Genomic DNA, 22,663 nt, shown 5'->3' with positions numbered 1-22,663 from the left:
GCCTCCTCCCTCGTCTTGCAGGTCGCTTGCCGAGCCTTTCGGTTCGGGAATTTCACCTGCCCTTCTGGTCCCCCACTCAGGAGTGATTTCATGCAGGCAGTCGGGCCTGCCCGTCGCCGACGCCTGCTGCGGCGAAGGCGTGTGGACATGCCGTTGCTCGGCGGTGTCCGGCCTCCCGTAGCGGTTCTTCTGACTTTGTTGGTAACCGTTTGCTGTCTTACTTCGTTCACGGTCGGGAACTCTGACGACCAGGCAGTTTCACGTGCGATCGTCGATTCACAGGGAGATATCGCGGTCGATTCCGCGCGCTCTCTGGGCGCTTCCCTGGAGCAGAGTTCGGCGGATCTGCACGACGCCGTCTCCCTGCTGGAGCGGGGTGGGCGCAAGTCCCCGGGCGCCGTGCTGGCCTCCCTCGCAACCGCTTACGGCAAGTGGCGCGGACTCGCGGTCGTGGACGCCGACTCGGGCCGGCTGCTCGCGTCCCGCGGGGAGCACATACCGCTGGACGGCCTCGACCCGGACGAGCCGGGCTCCCGCCTCGTCGGCGGCGCCTCGGGCGCACCCCGGCTGGTGTCCGCCGCCCGGCTGGAACGGGCCGACGGCACAAGGCAGTTGATCGTCGCGTCCGGGCCGCTGCGGCTGCCGGACCAGTACGGCGGCCGCAGCGCCTACGTCACCGACGCACAGGGCCGCACCGTCCTGGCGTCCGGACCGCACGCGGCCGACGCCGGTCTGCGCAAGGCCGTACAGGACGGCCGCGGCGACGTACGGCGCGCGGGCCATCGCTACTACGTCATCGGCCGCGGGGAGGTGCCGGCAGGCCCCCACGTACGGGACCTCGGCCTGACCGTCTCGACCGTGGTACCGGTGCCCGCCGGAACCGCCGTCGGCGACGACCGGCTGCGGGGCCTCGGCGCGGCGGGCGCACTCCTCGCCGTGGCGCTCCTCGTGACATGGCTGCTGGTGCGCTACGTCCAGCGCCCGCTGCTCACCCTCCATCAGGAGGCCCGGCGCGTGGCCCGCGGAGAACTGGCGCGTCCGGTGTCCGTGCGGGCGCGCGGAGAGGCGGCGCGGATAGCGGGGGCGCTGGAGTCGCTGAGGCGGCAACTGCGCGGTGAAACCGCCGAGTCGGTGCGCGCCCTGAAGGGGCGCGGGGAACTGCGCGACCAGCCACAGCGAAGCCGCAGACAAAAGACGGCATATCGCAGCACGCTACGGCTAGTTCTGGCGGGCTGCGCAACCCTAATAGCCACCTGGGCCGTAGCCCTGCCCCTGGCCGGCCACGGCCAAGGCGGCCAATACGTCCCCCCACAGGCCGCCCGCGACCAACGCGACCGCACACAGGCCGCCGCCGACCGAATCCGCCGCACCCTCGGCGAGACGGTGGCCGACCTGACCTCCATCGCCAAGCTCACCGCAGGTACCCGCGTCGGCGACGTCCTCGACGACGCACGGCCCCGGCACGGCGCCTGGCGCTCGCTCTACCTCGTGAACCGCGACGGCAGGATCCTGGCCCGGTCCGGCCACCATCCGCTCGACATCGACCGCAGGTCCGCGCTGGCCAAGGTGAAGCCGGGCGGGACCGCCGTGCTCCAGCTGAACCGCAGCGGCAGGGTGCCGGTGGCGGCGGCCGTCGTCCCCGTCGGCGACGGCACCCGCAAGCTGGTCGGCGAGCTCACGCCGGACGCCTTCAACGGCGTACTGACCCGCTCCGGGCTCGGCCGGTCCTGGCTGGTCGACCCGAGCGGCCGGATCATCGCCTCCAACCAGGGCTTCATAGCCTTCCGTTCACCACCGGCGCCCGGCGGCCGCACCCTCGCCGCCACCGCCCAGGTCAAGGGCGCGAAAGCCGTCGAGGGCCTGGGCTGGCGGGTCGTCACCCACAAGCCGCTGTCCTGGACCCGCCTGGCCGCGTACGAGACCGAGCGGCACGCCGAACTCGCCGCCCTGCTCGCCCTCGCGGCCGCCGGGCTCGGTCTCGGCTGGCTGGAGCTGACCGTGCTGCGCCCGCTGCGTGCCCTCGACCGCTCGGCGCAGGCCCTGGCGGGCGGCGACCGCACCGCGGTGATCTACCCGGTCCACCACGACGAGGTCGGCTCCGTCGCCCGCAGCCTCGAACTCATCCGGCAGCAACTGGCCGCGGCACCCGCACCCGAACCCCCGCTCCCACCCCCACCCGCAGATCGCGATGCACGCCCGGAAGCACACCGCGAAGCACGAGAAGCACACCGAGAAGCAGGGTCATGGTCTTCCTCTTCAGCGTTTTCTTCGTAGGCTGCCTCGGCCTGCTGGCCGCCGGAATCGTCGAGCAGCGCAGGCACTACGCGAACCTCGACGCGATACCCCAGCGGGTGCTGGTCAACGGCATCCGCGGCAAGTCCTCCATCACCCGCCTGTGCGCGGGCGCCCTGCGCGGCGGCGGCCTGACGACCGTCGCCAAGACCACCGGCACGGCCGCCCGCTTCATCCACCCCGACGCCACCGAGGAACCCGTCTTCCGCAAGTTCGGCATCGCCAACGTCGTCGAGCAGATCGGCATCGTGCGCCGCGCGGCCGTCTACGGGCCCGAGGCCCTGGTCATCGAGTGCATGGCCGTCATGCCCGCCCTCCAGGAGGTCAACCAGACCAAGCTGATCCGCTCCACGATCGGCGTGCTGTGCAACGTCCGCGAGGACCATCTCGCCGAGATGGGACCGACCCTGGACGACGTGGCCCGCTCGCTGTCCCGCTCGATGCCCGTCGGCGGCATCTGCGTCACCGCCGAACGCGACCGGCTGCACATCCTCCAGCAGGAGGCCGCCGCCCGTGACTGCGAACTGATCTACGCCGACCCGGACACCGTCACCGACGAGGAACTGCGCGGATTCTCCTGGTTCACCTTCAAGGAGAACGTCGCCATTGCGCTCACCGTCGCGGAACTCCTCGGCGTGGAGCGGAAGACGGCCCTGCAGGGCATGTACGACGCCCCGCCGGACCCGGGGGTGCTCTCCGTCGAGCGGTACCGCACCCCGGACGGCAGCGAGCTGCGCTTCGCCAATGTCTTCGCGGCCAACGACCCCGAGTCGACGCTGATGAACGTCAACCAGCTCCTCGACCTGGGCGCGATCGGCCGCCCGCTCAACGTCGTCATCAACTGCCGTCCCGACCGTGTCGAACGCAACGGCCAGATGGGTCAGATCATCCCCGATCTCGCCCCCGACACCGTCTTCCTGATCGGCCACCCCACCAAGAGCGCCCGCGACGGCATCCCCGCCGCCTGGGGCGGACGCGTCGTCGACCTCGGCGGCGACGACCGCGACCCCGACGCCCTCACCACCGACCTGCTCGCCGCCCTCGGCCCCGACTCCTCCTTGGTGGCCATCGGCAACATCCACGGCCAGGGCGAGCGCCTCCTGGAGCGGCTCGCGAAGCTCCCCCCGGCCGACGCCGTCACCCTCCCCGCCAACGAACACAACGGACACAACGGAGAAAACGCCCTGTGACCCCCGTCGACCTCAGCCCCGACATGGCCGCGATCGGCATCGCACTCGGCCTGTTCTTCTCGCTGATCTGCTACCTGACCACCAACCTCTCGCCCGGCGGCATGATCACCCCCGGCTGGCTGGCGCTGGCCCTGGTCGGGGACTGGCGGCTGTTCGTGATGGTGCTCGGCGTGAGCGTGGTGACGTACGGCTGCACCCGGCTGATGCAGCGCCTCGTGATCCTTTACGGCAAGCGGCTGTTCGCGGCCGTGGTGATGTGCGGTGTGCTGATCCAGGGGGCGCTGTATCTGGCCCTGCAGCATCAGTTCCCGTACCTCTTCAGCCACCAGACGCTCGGCTACATCGTGCCCGGCCTGATCGCCTACCAGCTGGTCCGCCAGCCGCCGCGCGCCACGCTGCTGGCGACGACGACGGTCACGGTCGGCGCGTACATCGTGCTGCTCACGGGCGCGCTGCTCGGCGCCCTGCCCAGCGTCTGACCGCTCAGGCTCCCCACGGGCCTCAGCTGAAGACGATCATCGACCCCTGCGCCAGACTCCGCGTCGCCGCCGCGTGCAGGCCGAGCCACACATGGCGCTCGCGGGCGAAGGGGCTGGGGTCGTACGGCGCGGGGACGGCGGGCTCCTCCAGCTCGGTGGGGGCGCGCGGCGGCTCGGGCGGCGTCGGCGGGTTGGCCGGATCTATGCCGATCGACGGGGCCACGTACTCCAGTTCGCGCAGCAGGGCCTGGGCGGACCCCAGCGGGCCGCCGCCGGCCAGGAGCTCGTCGTTGGACAGGGGCTGGGGGAAGTCGACCGGGACGTAGGCGCCCGCGTGGTCGTAGTGCCAGACCAGGTGCGACTGCTGGGCCGTCGTCTCGAACATCTCCAGCAACTGCTCGTAGTCGCCGCCCAGTTCGTCGACCGGCGTCACCGGCAGACCGCACACCTGCAGCAGATACACGCGGCGCAGGAAGTGCAGCGCGTCGTAGTCGAAGCCGGCCACCGGGGCGACCTCGCCGGACAGGCCCGGCATGTACTGGTACACCGGCACCGGCGGCAGTCCGGCGGCGGCGAGCACGTTGTTGTACTGCGCGAGTTCCTCGGCGAACGGATTGTCGGGGGTGTGGCACAACACGTCGACGAGCGGTACCAGCCACAGGTCACAGGCCAAAGAGGGCTCCTCACACGGCAAGTCGGTCAAGGCAGGGTAATCGGTATGGCGGCAGGTCAGCTCCCATCGTGCAAGTCCCATACCCACACCCCGGCCACCCACTTACCGGGTCGGCCCACCAGTTCGGTAACGGCCCTGCGGAGGGCCTCGTCGTGCAGCCCGGGGGCCACGACCAGGGCTCCCGCCTTCCAGTACGCGAAGTCGCGCTGCGCCTGCGCCTGCCAGTTCCTGCCGAGTTCCGGGACCACGCCGGTGTCGCGGACGTCACTCAGCATGTCGGAGGTGTAGCGGGGGGAGGCGCCGTAGATGCCGATGCGGTCGGCGCCGTAGGGGCCGTTGAAGTAGCCGCCGGGGAGCTTGAAGCCGAGGCCGGCCCGCTGCTGCCAGTGCAGCGCCTGGGCGTCGCCGGCGCCGGGCAGCGGCACCGTGACGAGCGACTCCCCCTTGCGGACGTACGGCCGCCACGCCCCGTCGGTGAAGAAGGCAGGCGTCGCGGGGCGTTCGACCGTTTTCAGCGGGGCCGGGACCAGCGGGAGCAGGGCCAGGCAGACGCCGAGCAGGCCGACGTACTGCGTGCCCAGGTTGCGGGTCGCCATCAGCCGGTCCAGCGCCAGCGCGAGCAGCATGCCGAGCGCCGGGGCGCAGATCATCGCGACCCGTCCCTCGATGACCGACTCGAACAGGGGGAGTTTGGCGAGGAGCGCCCAGGGGCCCGGGTAGACCTTGTCCGTCATCGGGATACGGAACCTCGGGCCGAGCGAGAGCAACGCCGCGCCGACCGCCGTGACCGCCAGCGCCTTGACCAGGGCGTGCTCCCACAGCCGTACGACGATCGCGAAGGCGAGGAGCACCAGCGGCCAGCCGTAGAAGGCGTTCTGCTCGGTGGGGTTGGGCGAGAGGGCGTTCGCGCGCTGGGCGTTGCCCGCGATCAGGGATCGCTCGGCGAAGGAGAGCAGCTCGAGTGGACTGTTGCCCGAATTATCCCCGTGCGGCATATGGCTGTAGCTCTGCGGACCGGAGAACTGCCAGGTCAGCGCATACGCAACGATCGGAAGACAGACCGCAGCCGCAACCGCCAGACCACGCAGCAACGGCCGCCAGGCCTGCCTGGCCACGTCCCGGCGTACGACGCCATAGGCGCCGGCGAACAGCACCAGCCCGATCGCCGTGAGCAGCAGGGGCTCTTCGCCGAGAAAAACTTGGTACGCGGCCATAACCCCGAGCACAACCCCGTCCTTCAGGGGCGCGGGGAACTGCGCGACAAGCCACGACGGCCCCGCAGACGACCGACGGCCGACATCGGCACTCCCTGCGGAGCACAACCGCACCGCACGGTCGATGATCAGCGGAATCATGAACAGCACCACAAAGTTCGGGTGCGCATTGGCATGACTGACCATGGGCGGCGCAAACGCCGCCAGCGAGGCTCCGACGAAGGCAGCGGCCCGCCGCCGTACGACCCGCTTCACGATCAGCCAGTACCAGGCGACCCCGGTCGCGGCGAGGCCCAGAGCCATGACGACGGCGAGGGAGACGGCCGGTCCCGCGAGCAGGGTGAGCGGGGCGAAGGGGACGGTGAGGCCGAGCATGACCGTGTTGGCCATGAGGTTCACGCCGTCGGGGAAGCCCTGCAGGTCGGAGAAGAGCGGGTTGCGGAGGTGGGCGAGGTTGTCGGCCGTGACCGCGAAGAACCACTCCCACTGGTTCTGGTCCTGGAGGGAGTCGGGCAGATAGCGGTGGTCCGGGTCGAACAGGCGGCCGGAGTACAGGGCCATCGCCATCAGCAGGAAGAGGGCGACGGCGAACAGGTCGGCGGGGCGCAGGGAGCGGGCCCGCAGCCGGGTCAGTTCGGCGAGGACCCGGACGTAGTCCAGATGCCGCAGCTTCGAGCCGGGCCGGTGGGACCAGCGGACCGGGACCTCGGCGACCTGCCAGTCGGCGCGGTGGAAGTGACGCAGCACCTCCACGTCGATTCCCCAGCCGTTGATCCGGGAGGCGGCGAAGGCCTCGCGGGCCTTGACGCCCTCGAAGAGCTTGAAACCGCACTGGGTGTCCCGGATGCCGGGCACCGTCGTACGGCGTATGAGTAAGTTCCCGGCGCGGCCCAGCAGTTCGCGCAGCGGGTGCTGGCGTTCCCCGATCGTCGCGCCGGGCACGGAACGGGAGCCGATCGCCGCCGCGTTCCCCTCGCCGATCGCCTTGTCGAGGTGTTCCAGCTCCTCGATCGGGGCCGCGAGATCGGCGTCCGTGACCAGCACGCGCCGTCCGCGGGAGGCGGCGACGCCCAGGCGCAGGGCGTTGCCCTTGCCGCGGTTGCGGGGGCTGGTGACGAGCTGGATGCGGGGGTCCCGGCGTCCCGTGACGACGTCACGGGTGGTGTCCGTCGACCCGTCGTCGGCGACGACGACCTCCCACTCGCCCCAGCGGCCCTCGTTCTCGCGCAGATAGCCGGTGACGGCGTCGAGGGTGGGCCCGAGCCGCTCCTCCTCGTCGAAGGCGGGGATGACCACGGAGAGGTCCACGGCCCAGGCCGGAGTGCCGCGGGTCGGAGTACCCCTGCCGGGGGTGTCCCTGCCCCGGGTGCCCCTGGCCGGAGTGTCCCCGGCCGGGGTGCTCATCCGTCCGCCAGCCGCTCTAGGAGGGCCAGCGCGTGCTCGTTGTACGCGGCGACGATCGCCCGCGCCGTCTTCGTGTCGCGCCGCGCCAGGGCGTCGACCAGATCGGTGTGGCCGGACCACAGGGCGCCGCGCAGATCGCTCAGCCGGCGCAGATGCTGCACCGCGCACACCCAGGACTGCACGCGCAGCCGGTGCAGGAAGTCGGTGAGGTACGGATTGCCGAAGAGGGCGCCGAGCTCGCGCCAGAAGCGCAGGTCGTAGCCGATCAGGATGGTGAGGTCACCGGCGGCCGCGGCCCGCTGCGCCTCCTCGCCGCGGCGGCGCACCCCGGCGAGCGCGGCGACGGCACGGGCCTGGTCGGAGCGCAGGAAGGTGTCGCGGCCGTTGTCGAGGGCATGGAACATGCCGTCGGTGACCAGGCTGCGGGCCTCGACGATGCCGCGGTAGTCGGCGACCGAGTACTCGTGGACATGGAAGCCGCGGTGCTGGTCGGCGTCGAGGAGCCCTTGGGCGGACAGGTCGACGAGCGCCTCGCGCACGGGCGTCGCGGAGACTCCGTACTGCTCGGCGATCTCCTTGACCGTGAACTCCTGACCCGGCTGGAGCCGCCCGCCCAGCACCTCGTCGCGAAGCGCATCGGCGATCTGCTGCCGCAGGGTGCTGCGCGTCACGGCGCCGTTGCCGCCGCTGCTGCCGGGCATGGGTCGGGCGTCTCCTTGTCGCGTTCGAGTGGCGTGCACGTACCTATCTACGAGCACGCCACCTTACGCGTTCGACCTTCCCGTGTTTACCCGCGTAGCTGTGGTCGTTCGGTGCGGTTTCTGAGCGACTGCAGGCGGCTACTCCGTGTACTCGTCCGCCACGGAGAGCGCCGCGTCCAGCGCCGCGATTCCCTCCTTCAGCTCGGCCTCGCTCACGTTGCACGGGGGCACGACATGGGTGCGGTTCATGTTGATGAAGGGCCAGATGCCGTGCTTCTTCGCGGCGCCGCCGAAGGCGACCATGGCCGCGTTGGCCTCGCCTGCCGCGTTGTAGGGCACCAGCGGCTCGCGGGTCTCCTTGTTCTTCACCAGGTCCAGCGCCCAGAACATGCCGACACCGCGCACCTCGCCGACGCTGGCGTGCCGCTCGGCGAGCTCGCGCAGCGCGGGCCCGACGACGCTCGCACCCAGGTGCCCGGCGTTCTCGACGACGCCCTCCTCCGCCATGACGTTGATCGTCGCGACGGCGGCGGCGCAGGCGAGCGGATGCCCGGAGTACGTGAGACCACCCGGGTACGGCCGCTTCCCGAAGGTCTCGGCGATCGCACCCGAGATGGCGACCCCGCCCAGCGGCACATACCCGCTGTTCACGCCCTTGGCGAAGGTGATCAGGTCGGGTACGACACCGAACAGATCGGCGGCGAACCACTCCCCGGTCCGCCCGAACCCGGCCATGACCTCGTCCAGGACGAAGACGATCCCGTACTTGTCGCAGATCTCACGCACACCGGCGAGGTATCCGGGCGGCGGCACCATGATCCCCGCGGTCCCCGGAATGGTCTCGAGGATGATCGCCGCGACGGTCCCCGGCCCCTCGAAGGCGATCGTCGTCTCCAGGTGCTCCAGCGCCCGCGCGCACTCCTGCTCCTCCGTCTCGGCGTAGAAGCGGGAGCGGTAGAGATACGGCGCCCAGAAGTGCACGACACCGGCGGCCGCACCGTCGGAGGCCCAACGGCGCGGATCCCCGGTGATGTTGATCGCCTGCTGAGTACCACCGTGGTACGAGCGGTACGCGGACAGCACCTTCGCCCGCCCGGTGTGCAGCCGCGCCATCCGCACGGCGTGCTCCACGGCGTCGGCCCCGCCATTGGTGAAGAAGATCTTGTCCAGATCACCGGGCGTCCGCTCGGCGATCAGCCGGGCCGCCTCCGAACGGGCTTCGATGGCGAAGGCGGGCGCGAAGGTGGACAGGGTTGCGGCCTGCTCCTGTATCGCGGCGACGACCTTCGGATGCTGGTAGCCGATGTTCGTGTAGACGAGCCCGCTGGTGAAGTCCAGATACCGCTTGCCGTCGTAGTCCCAGAAGTACGACCCCTCCGCACCGGCGACGGCGAGCGGGTCGATGAGCTCCTGCGCGGACCAGGAGTGAAACACATGAGCACGGTCCGCGGCCTTCACGGCGGCGCCGGCCTCGGGGTTTGGCTGAGGGGTCATGTCCGCGAGCGTAGAAGTCGGCACTGCGGGGGCGAAATCGGCGTCATGTCTGCGGTCCGGGGGTTTCCGCGACAGGTTGTCGGGCCGCAGGGCACGTACTGGAACGGCTGTCCAAGGTGCTGGACCAGCTGAAGGGTGCTGTTACGGAACCGTAGACACCGGTCCGCTCGCCTCCTCGTACGCCCGCATTATCGTTGGGATGTTGCACAGGGGCGTGGCGGGGGATTTCGGGGGAGGCCTGCGATGGAGAAGCTGGGGGCGGGGGATCCGCCGCGGATCGGGGCGTATCGGCTGCTGGCGCGGCTCGGCGCCGGCGGCATGGGATACGTGTATCTCGCCCGCTCGGACCGCGGCCGTACCGTCGCCGTCAAGCTGGTGCGGGAGGAGCTGGCCGCGCAGGAGGAGTTCCGGGCGCGGTTCCGGCAGGAGGTGCAGGCCGCGCGGCAGGTCGGCGGGCACTGGACGGCACCCGTCCTGGACGCCGACACCGAGGCCGCCGTGCCGTGGGTCGCCACCGGGTATGTCGCCGGGCCCAGCCTGCAGCAGGTCGTCGGGCGCGACCACGGGGCGTTGCCGGAGAGGTCGGTGCGCATCCTCGCGGCCGGGCTCGCGCACGCGCTGCAGGACATCCACGCCGCCGGGATCATCCACCGGGATCTGAAGCCGTCCAATGTGCTCGTCACCATCGACGGGCCGCGCGTCATCGACTTCGGGATCGCGCGGGCGCTGGAGACGGTCACGGACGGCGGCCTCACGCGGACCGGCGCACTCGTCGGGTCGCCCGGCTTCATGGCCCCCGAGCAGGTGCGCGGTGACCGCATCACGCCCGCGTGCGACGTCTTCTGCCTGGGCTCCGTGCTGGCGTACGCCGCCACCGGCCACCTCCCCTTCGGCAGCGCCAACAGCGGCGTGCACGCCCTGATGTTCCGCATCGCCCAGGAGGAACCCGACCTGGAGGACGTCCCCGAGGGCATCGCCGACCTCGTACGGGAGTGTCTGAAGAAGGACCCGGGCGCCCGGCCGACGCTGGACGAGGTGCTGGAGCGCACGGGCGCCGAGGACACGGTGCACGGCGGGCGCTCGCGGGACCCCTGGCTGCCGAGCGCGCTCGTGGCCCAACTCGGCCGCCACGCCGTGCAGTTGCTGGACACGGAGAACCCGGAGGAGGGCACCGGCGGCCTCTCGCTGCGGAAGGCGCCCCCCGAGGCCTCCCCCGAGCACGCCCCCGCCGCCGACGACTTGGCACCGGAGCCCGGCACACCCGCCGGCCCGCCCCCGCCCGGGCAGCCGGGCAGCGGCGCCCCGCTGAACCACCTCCCCACCATGGTCGCCGGACAGGGCACACCGACACCCCCGCCCGCCCACGGCTATCCGCAGCAGCACCCGCAACAGCAGCAGCCCGCCTACGGCTACCCGCCCCAGCAGCAGCCCGCCTACGGCTACCCCCAACAGCCCGGCGCCTACGGAGGCACCGGTTCCACCCCGCCCTACGGCCCGTCCTACACCGGCCCGGCCCCGCACGCCCCGCAGGAACCGCCCCGCAGGAGCGGCCGTTCCACGGCGGCGCTGATCGCCGTCGCCCTGATCGTCGCGCTCGGCGCCGGCGGCTCGGTCTACGCCCTCATGAACGGCGGCGACAAGGCCGACAACAAACCGAGCCCGGCCCCGAGCACCGGCGCCCCCTCGAAGCCCGAGCCGTCCACGACGTCCCCGACGACCGCGCAGCCCACCACCTCCGCACCCGCGAACGGCGCGATCCCCACCGGCTACCTGGGCACCTGGACGGCCACCATCACCAATGCCGACGGCGAGAACACCCGCGAACTCACCATCCAGCAGGGCAAGGTGGGCGACACGGTCCTCTCCCTCGTCGCCGACGGCCCCACGAGCAGCGGCACCTACCACTGCGTGTTCCAGGCCCGGCTGACCGCGCCACCGGGCAGCGAGGGCCCCCTGGAGATCGGCCCGTCCACCGTGCGGTCCGGCGATTCCGGCTACTGCAAGCCGGGCGACGCCACCGAGATCAGCCTGCTGCCGGACGGCAGCCTGCAGCGCGAGAACACCGGCAACGGGGAGAAGCTGAAGTACACCAGGCAGTGACGGTGATGTGCGCGGTGCGCGAGGGGCCGACGGGCCCCCTTGTGCCGTAGTGGCGTGTCCATGACGATGGCGACGATCAGAACGATCGGTGAAGCATCGGCATCGGCAGCCACGGGAGGACCCATGCGTCCCAGCCCCAGCAGGAGAACGGTCCTGACCGCGACGGCGGCGGGCGCGGCGGGCGCGGCGGCACTCGGAGCGGCGAGCCCGGCCGAAGCGGCCACGCCGGGCCATCGCCCGCCGGTCACCGCGCAGCCGCCCACTCGTGAACTCCGCGCCCTGCTACGGGAGTTGGACGCTTCCCGTATCGAAGCGACGATCCGCAAGCTCGTCTCCTTCGGCACCCGCCACACCCTCTCCACCCAGGACGACCCGAACCGCGGCATCGGCGCCGCCCGCGACTGGCTCCTCGCCGAGCTGCGCTCCTGCGCCGCCGCCTCCGGCGGCCGGATGACGGCCGAACTCCAGTCGTACGTCCAGGAACCCGCGTCCCGCATCCCCACCGCCACGAAGATCACCAACGTGCTCGCGACCCTGCGCGGTTCGGTGACGCCGGAGCGCGTGTACGTCGTCTCCGGGCACTACGACTCCCGGGTCACGGACGTCATGAACGCCACCGCCGACGCGCCGGGCGCCGACGACGACGCGTCCGGGGTGGCCGTCGTACTGGAGCTGGCGCGGGTGATGGCGAAACGGCGGCCGGCCTCGACGATCGTGTTCGCGGCGGTGGCGGGGGAGGAACAGGGGCTGTACGGATCGACGTATCTGGCCCAGCAGTTGAAGGCCGCGGGGACGGATGTGCAGGGGATGTTCACCAATGACATCGTCGGCAGCTCGACGGCGGACGACGGCACGACCGACCCGTACACCATCCGGCTGTTCGCGGAGGGCGTCCCCTCCTCGGAGACTCCGGAGCAGGCCGCAATCCGCAAGTCGGTCGGCGGCGAGAACGACTCCGTGACCCGCCAACTGGCCCGCTTCGTCAGGGATGTTGCCGACAACAATGCGACCGGCATGCGCGTGCGCGTCATCTACCGCCGCGACCGCTACCTCCGCGGCGGCGACCATATCCCCTTCCTCGAACGCGGCTACCCGGCCGCCCGCTTCACCGAACCGGCCGAGGACTTCGCCCACCAGCACCAGGACGTACGCGTCGACGAGAGGGGCAAGCAGTACGGCGACCTGCCGGAGTTCTGCGACTTCGACTTCGTGGAGCGGGTGGCCAAGGTGAACGCCGCCGCCCTGTGGACCCTGGCGCAGGCGCCGGGAACGCCCAAGGGCGCGAAGACCGTCACCTCGGCCCTGACGAACTCCACGCAACTGGTGTGGACGCGGGGCACGGAACCCGACCTGGCGGGTTACGAGATCGTCTGGCGCGAGACAACCGCCCCGGAGTGGACGCACGTCATCCCGGCCGGCGACGTCACGACGTACGAGGTGGACCTGTCGAAGGACAACGTGTTCTTCGGCGTACGGGCCGTCAACCGGGCGGGGAACAGGAGCCCGGTGGCCTTCCCGGCCCCGCAGTCCTGACCGACGGCTCTCACCTGGGCTCGGGCGGCCGCTGACGGGGCATGTTCGGCCGCGAGTTCGCACCCGGATGCAGCGGGAAGCGCCCCTGTGCACTCCCCGTCTCCTGCCGCCCGGTCCCGGCCACCGCGGACTGGATGCCCATCGGCGCGGACCCCGTCCGGAACTCCACCATCCAGTCGGCCGTCTCGGCGCGCACCAGCTCGGTCACGTCCTCCGAGAAGCGCCGCAGCACCGACAGACACCGCTCGGCGGCCTCGCTCGCCGTGCCCTCCGCGGGACCCAGCACCTCCCGCACACTCTCCGAGGCCCAGTCGAACTGCAGCACCTGCAGCCGCCGCTGCACGGCCTGCGCGGTCGCCACATCCCTTATCCAGCCGGACGTCACACCGAAGAACCGGTCCACGGCCAGGCACGCCACCGCGAACAGCAGCGCCAGATACCCCCATGCGGCCAGCCCTGCGATCACTCCGGTCAGATCCAGCAGCGGCAGCGCGGCCCCGGCGACGGCCCCCACCGCGGCCCCCGAGCGCAGCGCCCGTGCGCCCCGCCGCTTCCACACCCGGTCCTCCAGATACCAGGCCGCCGTCTGAAGCGCCCCGCGCTCCACCCAGAGGTACAGCTCGTGCAGCCGCTCGGCCGGCTCGCCCCAGTCCCCGAGCGGGAACGACCGCCCGATCAGATCGCCCGGCCGCAGCCCGGCCGCACCCTCGCCCCAACCGTCCTGAGGCGGACCCTCGGGCTGCATCTCCGGCTGACCCACCCGGCACTCCCTACTGATCACGACGCCGATCATGAAACTGATCGCGACGCTGATCACGAGACTGATCACGACCGAACACGTTGCGTGACACCTGATCCAGACGTGCCCGAACCTTCCTACCGCCCAATGGGTGGCTGAGCCCCGTGATTCACCTCTAATCCGCCCGTAAGTGGGTCTTGATCAGGTATAGGACTCGGCAACACCTCACTCGAAAGAGTGCTGGGGCGATGGCTGCCTGGACCACGTAGGCTCGTGCCAGGCGGGAAAACCTCGCCCATACAGCCGTACGAAACCAGGAGCTGATCGTGATTCCCGGTGGTGGCCAGCCCAATATGCAGCAGCTGCTCCAGCAGGCCCAGAAGATGCAGCAGGACCTGCAGCGGGCGCAGGAGGAGCTGGCACGGACGGAGGTCGACGGACAGGCGGGCGGCGGCCTGGTGAAGGCCACCGTCACCGGCTCCGGCGAGCTGCGCGCGCTGAAGATCGACCCGAAGGCGGTGGACCCCGAGGACACCGAGACCTTGGCGGACCTGATCGTCGCGGCCGTCCAGGCGGCCAACGAGAACGCCCAGAACCTCCAGCAGCAGAAGCTGGGCCCGCTGGCCCAGGGCCTCGGCGGCGGCAGCGGTATCCCGGGCCTGCCTTTCTAAGAGAGGCATCCGCCAACTACCGTACGTACTTGTAAGGAACCCCCGGGAAGGACGGCAGTCCGTGTACGAAGGCGTGGTGCAGGACCTCATCGACGAACTGGGGCGGCTGCCCGGCGTCGGTCCGAAGAGCGCCCAGCGGATCGCCTTCCACATCCTGCAGGCGGAACCGACGGACGTACGGCGGCTCGCGCAGGCCCTGATGGAGGTCAAGGCGAAGGTCCGCTTCTGCGCGACCTGCGGCAATGTCGCGCAGGAAGAGCTGTGCAACATCTGCCGCGACCCGCGCCGCGACCCCTCCGTGATCTGTGTCGTGGAGGAGCCGAAGGACGTGGTCGCCGTCGAGCGCACCCGCGAGTTCCGCGGCAAGTACCACGTCCTCGGCGGGGCGATCAGCCCCATCGAGGGTGTGGGCCCCGACGACCTGCGTATACGAGAACTTCTCGCGCGGTTGGCCGACGGGACGGTCACGGAACTGATCCTGGCCACGGACCCGAACCTGGAGGGCGAGGCCACAGCGACGTACCTCGCCCGCATGATCAAGCCCATGGGCCTCAAGGTCACCCGCCTGGCCAGCGGCCTCCCGGTGGGCGGAGACCTGGAATACGCGGACGAGGTGACCCTCGGCCGCGCCTTCGAGGGGAGACGACTCCTAGATGTCTGACGCCACGCTGCATGCCACGACGCAGGACCCGGACGACTTCGCGGTCCAGATCGCGGACCAGGTGGAGAGCTTCCTGGTGGCTGTCACCGAGGTCGCGAAGGGCGACGAGCCGGACTCGGCCGTCCCCTTCCTCCTCCTGGAGGTCTCCCAGCTCCTCCTGGCCGGCGGCCGCCTCGGCGCGCACGAGGACATCGTCCCCGACGAGCGCTACGAGCCCGACACGGGCCCGGACGCCGACGTGGACGAACTCCGCGAGAACCTCGCCCGCCTCCTGGACCCGATCGACGTCTACTCCGAGGTCTTCGACCCCTACGAGCCGCGCAAGGCCCCCGTCCCGGCCCGTATCTCCGACGACCTGACCGACGTCATCACCGACCTCCGCCACGGCATGGCCCACTACCGCTCGGGCCGCACCACGGAGGCCCTGTGGTGGTGGCAGTTCTCCTACTTCTCCAACTGGGGCTCCACAGCCTCGGCAACCCTGCGCGCCCTGCAGTCGGTGGTGGCCCACGTCCGCCTGAACCAGCCCCTGGAGGAACTGGACGGCCTGGACACGGACCAGTCGCCGATGGGCGACGAGACCCTCGAATTCGAGGCGGGCAAGGTGATGCAGGAGGAGATCGGGGGGCCGCTGGGGATGCGGCCGGTCAAGCAGCAGTAGCGGCGGGTTTTCACGATGCGCATCGGATGAGCCGGTTCACTCGTTGAGCTGAACATATAAGGATTTCCTTTTGTTGCTCCACGTCGTACGCTCGGATCTGGAGCATGAATTGGGAGATCAACCTCCACCCCTCGGTGGAGTCGTGGCTGCTCAAGCTCGCAGAGGAGGATCCGATGTCTGCGGACCTCGTCGAGGCGGCGATCGACATGCTGGCGGAAGGCGGTCCTGCGCTGGGGCGCCCGCTTGTCGACCGCCTTACAGGTTGCCGTACGCACAACCTCAAAGAGCTGCGGCCGGGTAGTTCGCGAAGCACAGAGGTGCGGATTCTGTTCGTCTTCGACCCGAGGCGGGAGACGATCCTGCTGGTGGCCGGAGACAAGTCCGGCCGCTGGAGGGATTGGTACCTGGAATCGATCCCGCTTGCCGAAGCCCGCTACGACGAGTACCTGGCCGCCGCAGACGAGGCGGGAGAGGACGGGAAGACCCTATGAGCCAGTACAGCAGCTGGGCGGCGGTCAAGCGCCGGGTGCGGGAGAACCAGCTCGAAGTGTCCGACGCCGAGTGGGAATCCCGCAAGCAGGTGGCGCGCACCGCGACCGAGGCGTACGTCGTGGGGCAACACCTCCGGGAGATCCGCGAGGAGCAAGGACTGACACAGGCTCAGGTGGCCCAATCCGTCGGGATCTCGCAGGCCCGGGTCTCCCAGATTGAGCGCGGGGAGATCCATAACCTGGAGACCATGCGTACTTACGCGGAGGCGCTCGGGGCGAGGATCACTGTGACGATCGAGTACGGCGACAGGACTGCCGGCGCTGCCTGACCTTGCGCCATGGGGAGACCTCCCGGCATTGCCGAGGTCGGCTAGGAGCTGCGGACTTTTGCATCCTCCATGACCAGACCGGGGACCTCGGGCAGGGTGGCTCGGATGGCGTCGGTCACGCGCTGGAGGTCGACGCCCAGGCGTTCCAGCCGTTCCACGAGCTCGCTGGTCGGCATTCCGGTTACGCGGGAGATCGTGAGGAAGTCGGTGATCGGCTGGCGCAGCGCGAGGGGGAGACAGGCCGGCGCTCGATGCCCGTCATGGTGGGCGAGGCAGAGGCGGCGGTCGGCTTCGTCCAGCTGCTCCGGCTGAATGTCCGGCAGCTGGAAACCGTAGGCGGAAAGCCGCTCCATGACCTCACGAGGCTCCATGGAGAGCCTTGCCGCGACGGAGATCACGTGATGCATCGGTACCGGCCTGTCCCAGGCAAGCCACTCGCTCCGCTCCCTGTCCCCGTCGTCTGCGGGCAGCACGTTGTCGTAATCGCCCGACTGGATGCGGATGAGGTCGGCGTCGAACCTGTTGGCTTTGTCCGGTGCTGCTTCGAGAGGCGTGGTCAGACCGTATTGGGCGAGTCGGTCCACAACGGCTCGGGGTGAGATTCCGAGGCGGGTGGACACCAGTATCACGTGACGCACCGGTACCGGCCGACCCAATGAAAGCGGATACCTGTCCAGGCGTGAACGGTGGTGCAGGCTCAGGAGGATCTCGTCGTTCCGCTCGGCGAATGCGGGCAGTGATGCGGCTGCTGGCATCAGACCGTAGGCGCGGAGGCGGGAGGCCACTGCCTCGGGGGAGAGCCCCGTATTGATGGACGCCCGCGCCACATGAATCACGGGGACGGTGAATTCATCGGTGAGCCAGGGAAATTTCCCATCAGCCTTGGAGCTGAGGATCACCGTATCCGCGTCGTCCGGTCGCTCCGGCAGAGTGTCGGGAGCGGTGAAGCCCAGCTCCCGGATCCATTCGGCGATGTCGCGGAGGGGGACATCCTGGTGAGCGGCAGTGCGAGCGAGTACGCCCGGTGGCACGGTTTCTCCAGGCCGCAGGCTGCTCCAGTCGTCGGCCGCCCAGCCCCAGCCCGCGCCCTGCTGGAGCAGCACGTCGGTCGGCCAATCGTGCGGAGCGTCGGAGCCCAGATGGATTCCATAGGACTCGAGTTCCTCCACCACCTCTTGCACTGGCCGTTTGAACTCCGCAGCGGCATGAAGCACATGGCCGACCGGGACCGGTTCGGTTGGACTCAGCCCCCAGCGTGTGTCCAGATTGCGGCTGAGTAGGCGCAGGGTTCGCTCGTCAGGGATGTGCGCCGGCGATCCCAGATCCGGGACGGTGAAGCCGAACGCCTTCATCTGTTCGGCGGCCTCGCTCACGTTCATGCCCAGCTCGAAGTGGGCCTTGACGAGATGGGCCGGCGCCACCGGGGCGTCGGTGTCGAGCCAGAACTCGCCTTCCAGGCCGACACTGAGCAGGCACAGCGTCCGATCGTCCGGGGTGTCCGCCAAGGGACTCAGCTCCGGCACGGTGAAACCGAAACCCCGCAGGCGACGGGCCGCCTCGCTGACGCTGATGCTCAGCTCGAAGTGAGCGTTGACGAGGTGTGCTGGACGCACGAGTTGGCTCGTGCTGAGCCATACCTTCAGGTCACCGATCGCCGAACCGGGCGCCCCCCAGCCGTTGCTGAGAAGTATGAGGTTGACTGCGTCGACGACTGGGTCGTCCGTTGGCCGCGCAGGTGCGGCCATACCCAGTTCTTCCAATCGATGGAGAACCTCCCGATAGGAAAGTCCGCAGCGCTGGGCGATGTCGAAGGCATGGCCCGGCTCTGCCCGCTGCTCGAAACGACTGGAAAACCAGTGCCGCTGGCTCCACTTGCCGGTAGAGGTGCTGCGCAGAAGGGCGTCCGAGGGCAGAGCCGGAACGGTGCTGCTGGCCCTGGCCAATTCCGGAACGAGAGCGGTCAGCGCTGTCAGCTCGGCATTGGGCCGTCGGGCCAGCAGGCGCCACAGCAGCGTGGTGGCATCCGGATCACCGTAGACCCTGAAGGCCGAAGGCCCGTCCAAGGCGGCGTCGAGTTCCGAACGCTCGGAGTCGCCACGGTGCACGATGCCGACGTCCTGAGGAAAGAACCCCGCTGTGTTCAGTGAGCAGCGATGACCATTCAGGTCCAGCTCGCAGCCTGCCGCCCCCGCGGCCTTGGTCACGATGTCGGCAAGTCTTGGGCTCTGGCCGGCGACTTCGGTCAGCCACTGTGCCTTCAGCAGAGTGCTGTCGGGCTCGAACAGAGCCGGTAGGGCGTCTCTGACGAGCCGCTCGACCGTGACGCAGATGTCGTTGTCGAGGATCTCGGTTCGGTCTACGGAGAGCCGCTTGGGGCGGCTGTCCCCAGTGAGGTTCACGACGATGCCGCGCAGTCGGCGAGAGTCCTGCGGATCGGCCAGTATGCCCCGCCGTACACGGGCTTCCGTGAAGATGCCGTCGACCAGGATGCCCCCGCCCCGCTCGCACCACACCACCTGGCCGTCGGACCGGGCGGGACGGCACGGCGCGGACACCAACTGCCCATCGGCTGCGAAGCCGTGGGGCCGAAGACCTTGGCTCCTTCTCGGGAGCAGGACACCGGCCTCCCACCTGGCATTCTGTGTGCCGTGCACGGCCGTCGTCGCGAACTCGGCGATCCCCAGGAGCCGCCGGAGCTCCGTGACACAGGAAGGTGCGTTCTCATCGTCGCGCAGGTAGAGCCGGACGACGGTGCCGATGGTTCCCTGCTGACTGGTGGGACGGACCCGGAAGTAATGTCCGGGGCCGCTGATGAGGACGGTGAGTTCGCGTAACTTGCCCTCGAAACCGTCCATGTGACATGTAGTCACTCTTACTTCGTCGGCGAGCATGAAGTAGCTGAGTACGCCGATTCCGAACCGGCTGTTGGGATGGATGGTGATGCCCCGGCTTCGCCATTCCTGGCGTTCTTCCTGAAACCGGGGAAGGTCCGTGAAACGTACCCCGGCCCGGGAGAAGACTTCCGACAACGTGATCTCGTCCATGCCGACGCCGTTGTCCCGGCACTCCAGGTAGTGCCGACCCTCCTCCTCGTCGTAACCTTGCGTGAACTCGATCCGGCCGTCGTACGCGCTGAAGCTGTCGCGGGCCTGCGCTCGGGCCTGCCGGTAGCGGCATGCATCCAGAGCGTTCTGGTACAGCTCGCGAATGGCGAGTGAGCGGTCACGATAGAGGTTCTCGCCCATGAGTAGTTCCTGGACGCGCTCCTCGTCGAGCCGGAAGCGGATGATTCCACCGATCGGCACGGGACCGCCCTTGTCATCGACCTCGCGCACTTCGTCGGCCTGGGTGTGGACCGGCAGCGCACGGAGGACGGGGTCCACGCCGTGCCTTATGCCCCGCAGAAGCGACTCCAGATGGTGGCTGTGCTCGGTGAGGGCAGCCACGACAGCGGGGTGGCGGCAGTTGGCCTTGAGGCCGATTCCGTCCCGGCGCGGGTGCCAGGATGCGTTCTCCACGGTGGTGAGGAGCCGCGCCGGATCCAAGGGGTCCGGTATACCCACATGCCTGACGATCACCGAGGACAGACCGGTGATGTCGATCGCCATGCCATGAGCGACGGCGAACAGCGGCCCCACGAGCCGCTCGCGCACACCCTGGAAGTCCCGGCCGGCGAAGTCGAGTTGGAAAGCGTCCTCGCGCAGATACTCTGCGCGTGCTGTGTCGAACAGTTCCTGCGGCCTGGAGCGAACGCAGGACAGCAGCCGGGACAGCAGTTCCGGATCGAGCACGACTCCGAGACCCGTGCCGCCCGCGCCCACATCCGCCAGGAACGCTTCGAGCTGCCCGGGTTGCTGTTTCACCCACTGGTGAAACAGCCACCAGCCGATCTCCCTACGTCCGTTCCGGCGGTCCTTCAGATCGCCCAGCTCTGCCCGCCGGACCAGTCGCTCGTGCCCGTGCAGCAGCACCTCGTACATTCGCCGCTCCGGATCGGCGGAGGCCCGCAGCTCGAAGTCTGTGGGGTCGACATGCGACAACTCGGCAGCCGTACGCGACCGGTGAACCTGGTACAGGAAGGGAAGTAACGCGATCACGGCGGCCTCGCCGGGTGCGAGGACGTGGTCGGCATCGTGCTGGATCAGATGGATCAACTGATTGGTCCTGCGGGCGATTCGCCGCGCCAGGTTCCCGTCGTGCCAGGGGTCGTCGGCGAGGCTTGGGTGTATCTCGGCGTACAGCTCCGCGAGACGCTCGGCAACTTCCTCGGCTTGTTCCCTGAGCGGCTCGGCCCGGCCCTCGTCGTCCGGCTTGAGCAGCTTCCACGCCAAGGATCCCGCGACATCGGTCCGCCATCCCTGCTGGGCGTGGGAGGCGTCAGGGGAGCCTGGGGGAGGGACGACCGGCCCGGCTTCTCTATTTCGGCGGGCCTCCTTGGCTTGCTTCGCCATGCTGCGCCACTGCGCTTGGCTCGGGAGCCGTGGTGTCGCCGGGTGCTGTCTTGCCTGCGCGAGGCGATGGAGGGCGGGCACAAAGAGGTCCAGGTCGCTGCTCTGCCGTGGAATCGTCCGCCCGGAGATCCAGTCTGCGACCGTGCTGTCGGCCGGCGGCCGGTGCGTGCGTGGCAGGTTCCCCGCGATCTCCGCGCGCACGGCAGCCGGTTCGGGGTGTCCGGCCAATTCCATGAGCCTGGCCAGTGCCTTCCAGTACTCCACCGGTTCCGCCATGGCCCCTATACCCCTGCGCCCTCGCCCAGCATCCCCGAGTCGGCCGGGTCGGCCGACTCGTGAAGTCACACGCTACCGACCTGACCTGCGTGACAACCCAGCATCACGGAGATTCCGAGGCGCGATGCCCGCGCCAGACCCGGCAACCTCGCCGATGTCTGCGCCCGTGGTTCCGAAGGAGTCGTCATGGATCGGGTTCTCGTTGTTGGTGCTGCTGCTTGCGGCGTTTCCGCCTTGCTCATCGTTGCTTGCACGGCCGTGCTCGTTGTGCGGTCAGCGCTTCACGAGGCCGAGTCCCGGGACAGGGCGCGAATTCTGGGTGCGGTGGCTGAGGTGGTGCGGGCGCTGCGGGGGAGGCGTTGATCCTGTTCAGCCTGCGTCCGGGTGGAGGGTCGCAAGGAGTTGGGGATCCGACGAGTCGGCCCGTTTTCATCAAGCGGATGGTGGACGGCTGTGAGTGATCGGTGCGACGGTGAAGCATCCGGAGCCCGTGAATATCACCCTGGACACCGAGCCCCTCAAGGAGTTCACAGCCCCCACGCTCCCTTCCCCACCGCCGTGACCCCACCCCCCAGGGCCAGTGACAGCACCAGCAGACGGGCATGCCTCTCCGGTATGCGCCCGGCGAGACCCCGCCCTATCACCGCCCCCACCACCATCGCGCCGACGACCCACCCCCACCGGTCCCCGCCCAGCCTCGGCACCCCGTTCGCCGCCACCGAGAACGCGTTCACGATCACCCCGTAGAACTGCGCGTTCGGCACGAACTCCCGTACCGTCCAGCCCGCGTTGACCGCGTACAACGACACCGGCGGCCCGCCCACCCCCGCCGCCGAGTTCATGAACCCGCCCACCGCGCCCGCGGCCACCGCCCCCTTCGTGCCCCGCAGGGCAGGTACCCGCGCGCCCCGCATCACCAGCAGCACGGCGGCCGTCACCAGCCCGCCCATCGCCAACAGCAGGACGGGTTCCGGCAGTTGCTGCGTCAGCCATGCCCCTGCCGGCACCGTGCAGGCCGCCGCCGCGCACAGCGGCACCATCGCCGCCGGTCGCACCCGCCGCCAACCGCCCGCCAGGCCGACGATGCTGATCGCCCCCGCCGCGCAGTTGGCGAGCACGACGCCCTCGGCCGGCCCGAGCAGCAGCACCAGTGCGGGTACGGCGACCAGCGCGAAGCCCATGCCGGTCAGCCACTGCACCGAGGAGCCGAGCAGCACGATGCCCGCCAGTAGCAGGTCCGTTGTGATCAATTGGTCACTCCACGTGAGTTGGGTGCGTCTTGGATCTGTGCTGTACGACAGCTG

At 69.7% G+C, this 22,663-nt stretch carries 16 protein-coding genes and 1 pseudogene; 10 read left to right on the top strand and 7 right to left on the bottom strand.

Annotated features, from left to right (window positions below):
• The first annotated feature begins 399 nt into the window (after positions 1-399).
• From P2Q00_RS35900 to P2Q00_RS35890, 3 genes and pseudogenes are all read left to right on the top strand, one after another.
• Positions 400-2,274 (top strand): HAMP domain-containing protein, encoded by a 1,875-nt coding sequence (locus P2Q00_RS35900; RefSeq protein WP_275778105.1) that lies wholly within the window; start codon positions 400-402, stop codon positions 2,272-2,274.
• Positions 2,244-3,443, top strand: a pseudogene (pgsB, locus tag P2Q00_RS35895) (poly-gamma-glutamate synthase PgsB); the annotation flags it as partial. The gene P2Q00_RS35900 and the pseudogene pgsB, both read left to right, overlap by 31 nt.
• 35 nt (positions 3,444-3,478) lie before the next feature.
• A complete protein-coding gene (locus P2Q00_RS35890; protein ID WP_275778101.1) occupies positions 3,479-3,961 on the top strand; it encodes a poly-gamma-glutamate biosynthesis protein PgsC/CapC in 483 nt (160 codons plus the stop codon).
• Positions 3,962-3,983: 22 nt separating this feature from the next.
• Here P2Q00_RS35890 and P2Q00_RS35885 read toward each other — a convergent pair whose 3' ends face one another.
• From P2Q00_RS35885 to P2Q00_RS35870, 4 genes are all read right to left on the bottom strand, one after another.
• Positions 3,984-4,634 carry a putative DNA-mimic protein gene (locus P2Q00_RS35885; protein ID WP_275778099.1) on the bottom strand — a complete coding sequence of 217 codons (651 nt, stop codon included), beginning with the start codon at positions 4,632-4,634 and terminating at the stop codon, positions 3,984-3,986.
• A 56-nt stretch (positions 4,635-4,690) separates the two neighbouring features.
• Positions 4,691-7,252, bottom strand: a complete 2,562-nt coding sequence (locus P2Q00_RS35880; RefSeq protein ID WP_275778097.1) for a dolichyl-phosphate beta-glucosyltransferase — start codon at positions 7,250-7,252, stop codon at positions 4,691-4,693.
• Positions 7,249-7,953, bottom strand: a complete 705-nt coding sequence (locus P2Q00_RS35875) for a GntR family transcriptional regulator (protein WP_275778095.1) — start codon at positions 7,951-7,953, stop codon at positions 7,249-7,251. Before P2Q00_RS35875 ends, P2Q00_RS35880 begins: the two co-directional genes overlap by 4 nt.
• Before the next feature lie 138 nt (positions 7,954-8,091).
• Positions 8,092-9,447 (bottom strand): aspartate aminotransferase family protein, encoded by a 1,356-nt coding sequence (locus tag P2Q00_RS35870; protein WP_275778093.1) that lies wholly within the window; start codon positions 9,445-9,447, stop codon positions 8,092-8,094.
• A 243-nt stretch (positions 9,448-9,690) separates the two neighbouring features.
• On the opposite strand from P2Q00_RS35870, the gene P2Q00_RS35865 reads away from it, so the two are divergent.
• Positions 9,691-11,547, top strand: coding sequence for a serine/threonine-protein kinase (locus P2Q00_RS35865; protein ID WP_275778091.1), 1,857 nt, complete (start codon positions 9,691-9,693; stop codon positions 11,545-11,547).
• Positions 11,548-11,670: 123 nt separating this feature from the next.
• Complete coding sequence (locus tag P2Q00_RS35860; protein WP_275778089.1) at positions 11,671-13,080, top strand: M20/M25/M40 family metallo-hydrolase; 1,410 nt, start codon at positions 11,671-11,673, stop codon at positions 13,078-13,080.
• Positions 13,081-13,090: 10 nt separating this feature from the next.
• On the opposite strand, the gene P2Q00_RS35855 is transcribed toward P2Q00_RS35860, so the two are convergent.
• Positions 13,091-13,840, bottom strand: a complete 750-nt coding sequence (locus P2Q00_RS35855; protein ID WP_275778146.1) for an SLATT domain-containing protein — start codon at positions 13,838-13,840, stop codon at positions 13,091-13,093.
• A gap of 305 nt (positions 13,841-14,145) precedes the next feature.
• On the opposite strand from P2Q00_RS35855, the gene P2Q00_RS35850 reads away from it, so the two are divergent.
• The 5 genes from P2Q00_RS35850 (at position 14,146) to P2Q00_RS35830 (ending at position 16,632) form a co-directional block, all read left to right on the top strand.
• On the top strand, positions 14,146-14,490 hold the full coding sequence (locus P2Q00_RS35850; RefSeq protein ID WP_275778087.1) for a YbaB/EbfC family nucleoid-associated protein: 345 nt from the start codon (positions 14,146-14,148) through the stop codon (positions 14,488-14,490).
• Between the two features lie 61 nt (positions 14,491-14,551).
• Positions 14,552-15,151 carry a recombination mediator RecR gene (recR, locus tag P2Q00_RS35845; RefSeq protein ID WP_275778085.1) on the top strand — a complete coding sequence of 200 codons (600 nt, stop codon included), beginning with the start codon at positions 14,552-14,554 and terminating at the stop codon, positions 15,149-15,151.
• Entirely contained in the window at positions 15,144-15,812 is a 669-nt protein-coding gene (locus P2Q00_RS35840) for a DUF5063 domain-containing protein (protein WP_275778083.1), read from the top strand. Before recR ends, P2Q00_RS35840 begins: the two co-directional genes overlap by 8 nt.
• Positions 15,813-15,916: 104 nt before the next feature.
• Positions 15,917-16,303 (top strand): type II toxin-antitoxin system RelE/ParE family toxin, encoded by a 387-nt coding sequence (locus P2Q00_RS35835; protein ID WP_275778082.1) that lies wholly within the window; start codon positions 15,917-15,919, stop codon positions 16,301-16,303.
• Positions 16,300-16,632 carry a helix-turn-helix domain-containing protein gene (locus tag P2Q00_RS35830; protein ID WP_275778081.1) on the top strand — a complete coding sequence of 111 codons (333 nt, stop codon included), beginning with the start codon at positions 16,300-16,302 and terminating at the stop codon, positions 16,630-16,632. The genes P2Q00_RS35835 and P2Q00_RS35830 overlap by 4 nt, the downstream gene beginning before the upstream one ends.
• 41 nt (positions 16,633-16,673) lie before the next feature.
• Here the strand turns inward: P2Q00_RS35830 and P2Q00_RS35825 are convergent, their stop codons facing one another.
• Both P2Q00_RS35825 and P2Q00_RS35820 read right to left on the bottom strand, forming a co-directional pair.
• Positions 16,674-21,359 carry a wHTH domain-containing protein gene (locus tag P2Q00_RS35825; protein ID WP_275778080.1) on the bottom strand — a complete coding sequence of 1,562 codons (4,686 nt, stop codon included), beginning with the start codon at positions 21,357-21,359 and terminating at the stop codon, positions 16,674-16,676.
• Positions 21,360-21,886: 527 nt separating this feature from the next.
• Positions 21,887-22,606 (bottom strand): sulfite exporter TauE/SafE family protein, encoded by a 720-nt coding sequence (locus P2Q00_RS35820; RefSeq protein ID WP_275778144.1) that lies wholly within the window; start codon positions 22,604-22,606, stop codon positions 21,887-21,889.
• Between the last annotated feature and the right edge of the window lie 57 nt (positions 22,607-22,663).

The sequence above is a fragment of the Streptomyces coacervatus genome (assembly GCF_029223485.1).
Taxonomy (GTDB): domain Bacteria; phylum Actinomycetota; class Actinomycetes; order Streptomycetales; family Streptomycetaceae; genus Streptomyces; species Streptomyces coacervatus.
The sequence above is the reverse complement of the archived record's forward strand: the minus strand, read 5'-3'. Positions and strand labels throughout refer to the sequence as shown.

Excerpts from the sequence above, each read along its gene's own strand:
- P2Q00_RS35880 (WP_275778097.1), bottom strand. The coding sequence starts at position 7,252 with ATGAGCACCCCGGCCGGGGACACTCCGGCCAGGGGCACCCGGGGCAGG.
- P2Q00_RS35875 (WP_275778095.1), bottom strand. The coding sequence starts at position 7,953 with ATGCCCGGCAGCAGCGGCGGCAACGGCGCCGTGACGCGCAGCACCCTG.
- P2Q00_RS35870 (WP_275778093.1), bottom strand. The coding sequence starts at position 9,447 with ATGACCCCTCAGCCAAACCCCGAGGCCGGCGCCGCCGTGAAGGCCGCG.
- P2Q00_RS35865 (WP_275778091.1), top strand. The coding sequence starts at position 9,691 with ATGGAGAAGCTGGGGGCGGGGGATCCGCCGCGGATCGGGGCGTATCGG.
- P2Q00_RS35860 (WP_275778089.1), top strand. The coding sequence starts at position 11,671 with ATGCGTCCCAGCCCCAGCAGGAGAACGGTCCTGACCGCGACGGCGGCG.
- P2Q00_RS35840 (WP_275778083.1), top strand. The coding sequence starts at position 15,144 with ATGTCTGACGCCACGCTGCATGCCACGACGCAGGACCCGGACGACTTC.
- P2Q00_RS35835 (WP_275778082.1), top strand. The coding sequence starts at position 15,917 with ATGAATTGGGAGATCAACCTCCACCCCTCGGTGGAGTCGTGGCTGCTC.
- P2Q00_RS35830 (WP_275778081.1), top strand. The coding sequence starts at position 16,300 with ATGAGCCAGTACAGCAGCTGGGCGGCGGTCAAGCGCCGGGTGCGGGAG.
- P2Q00_RS35825 (WP_275778080.1), bottom strand. The coding sequence starts at position 21,359 with ATGGCGGAACCGGTGGAGTACTGGAAGGCACTGGCCAGGCTCATGGAA.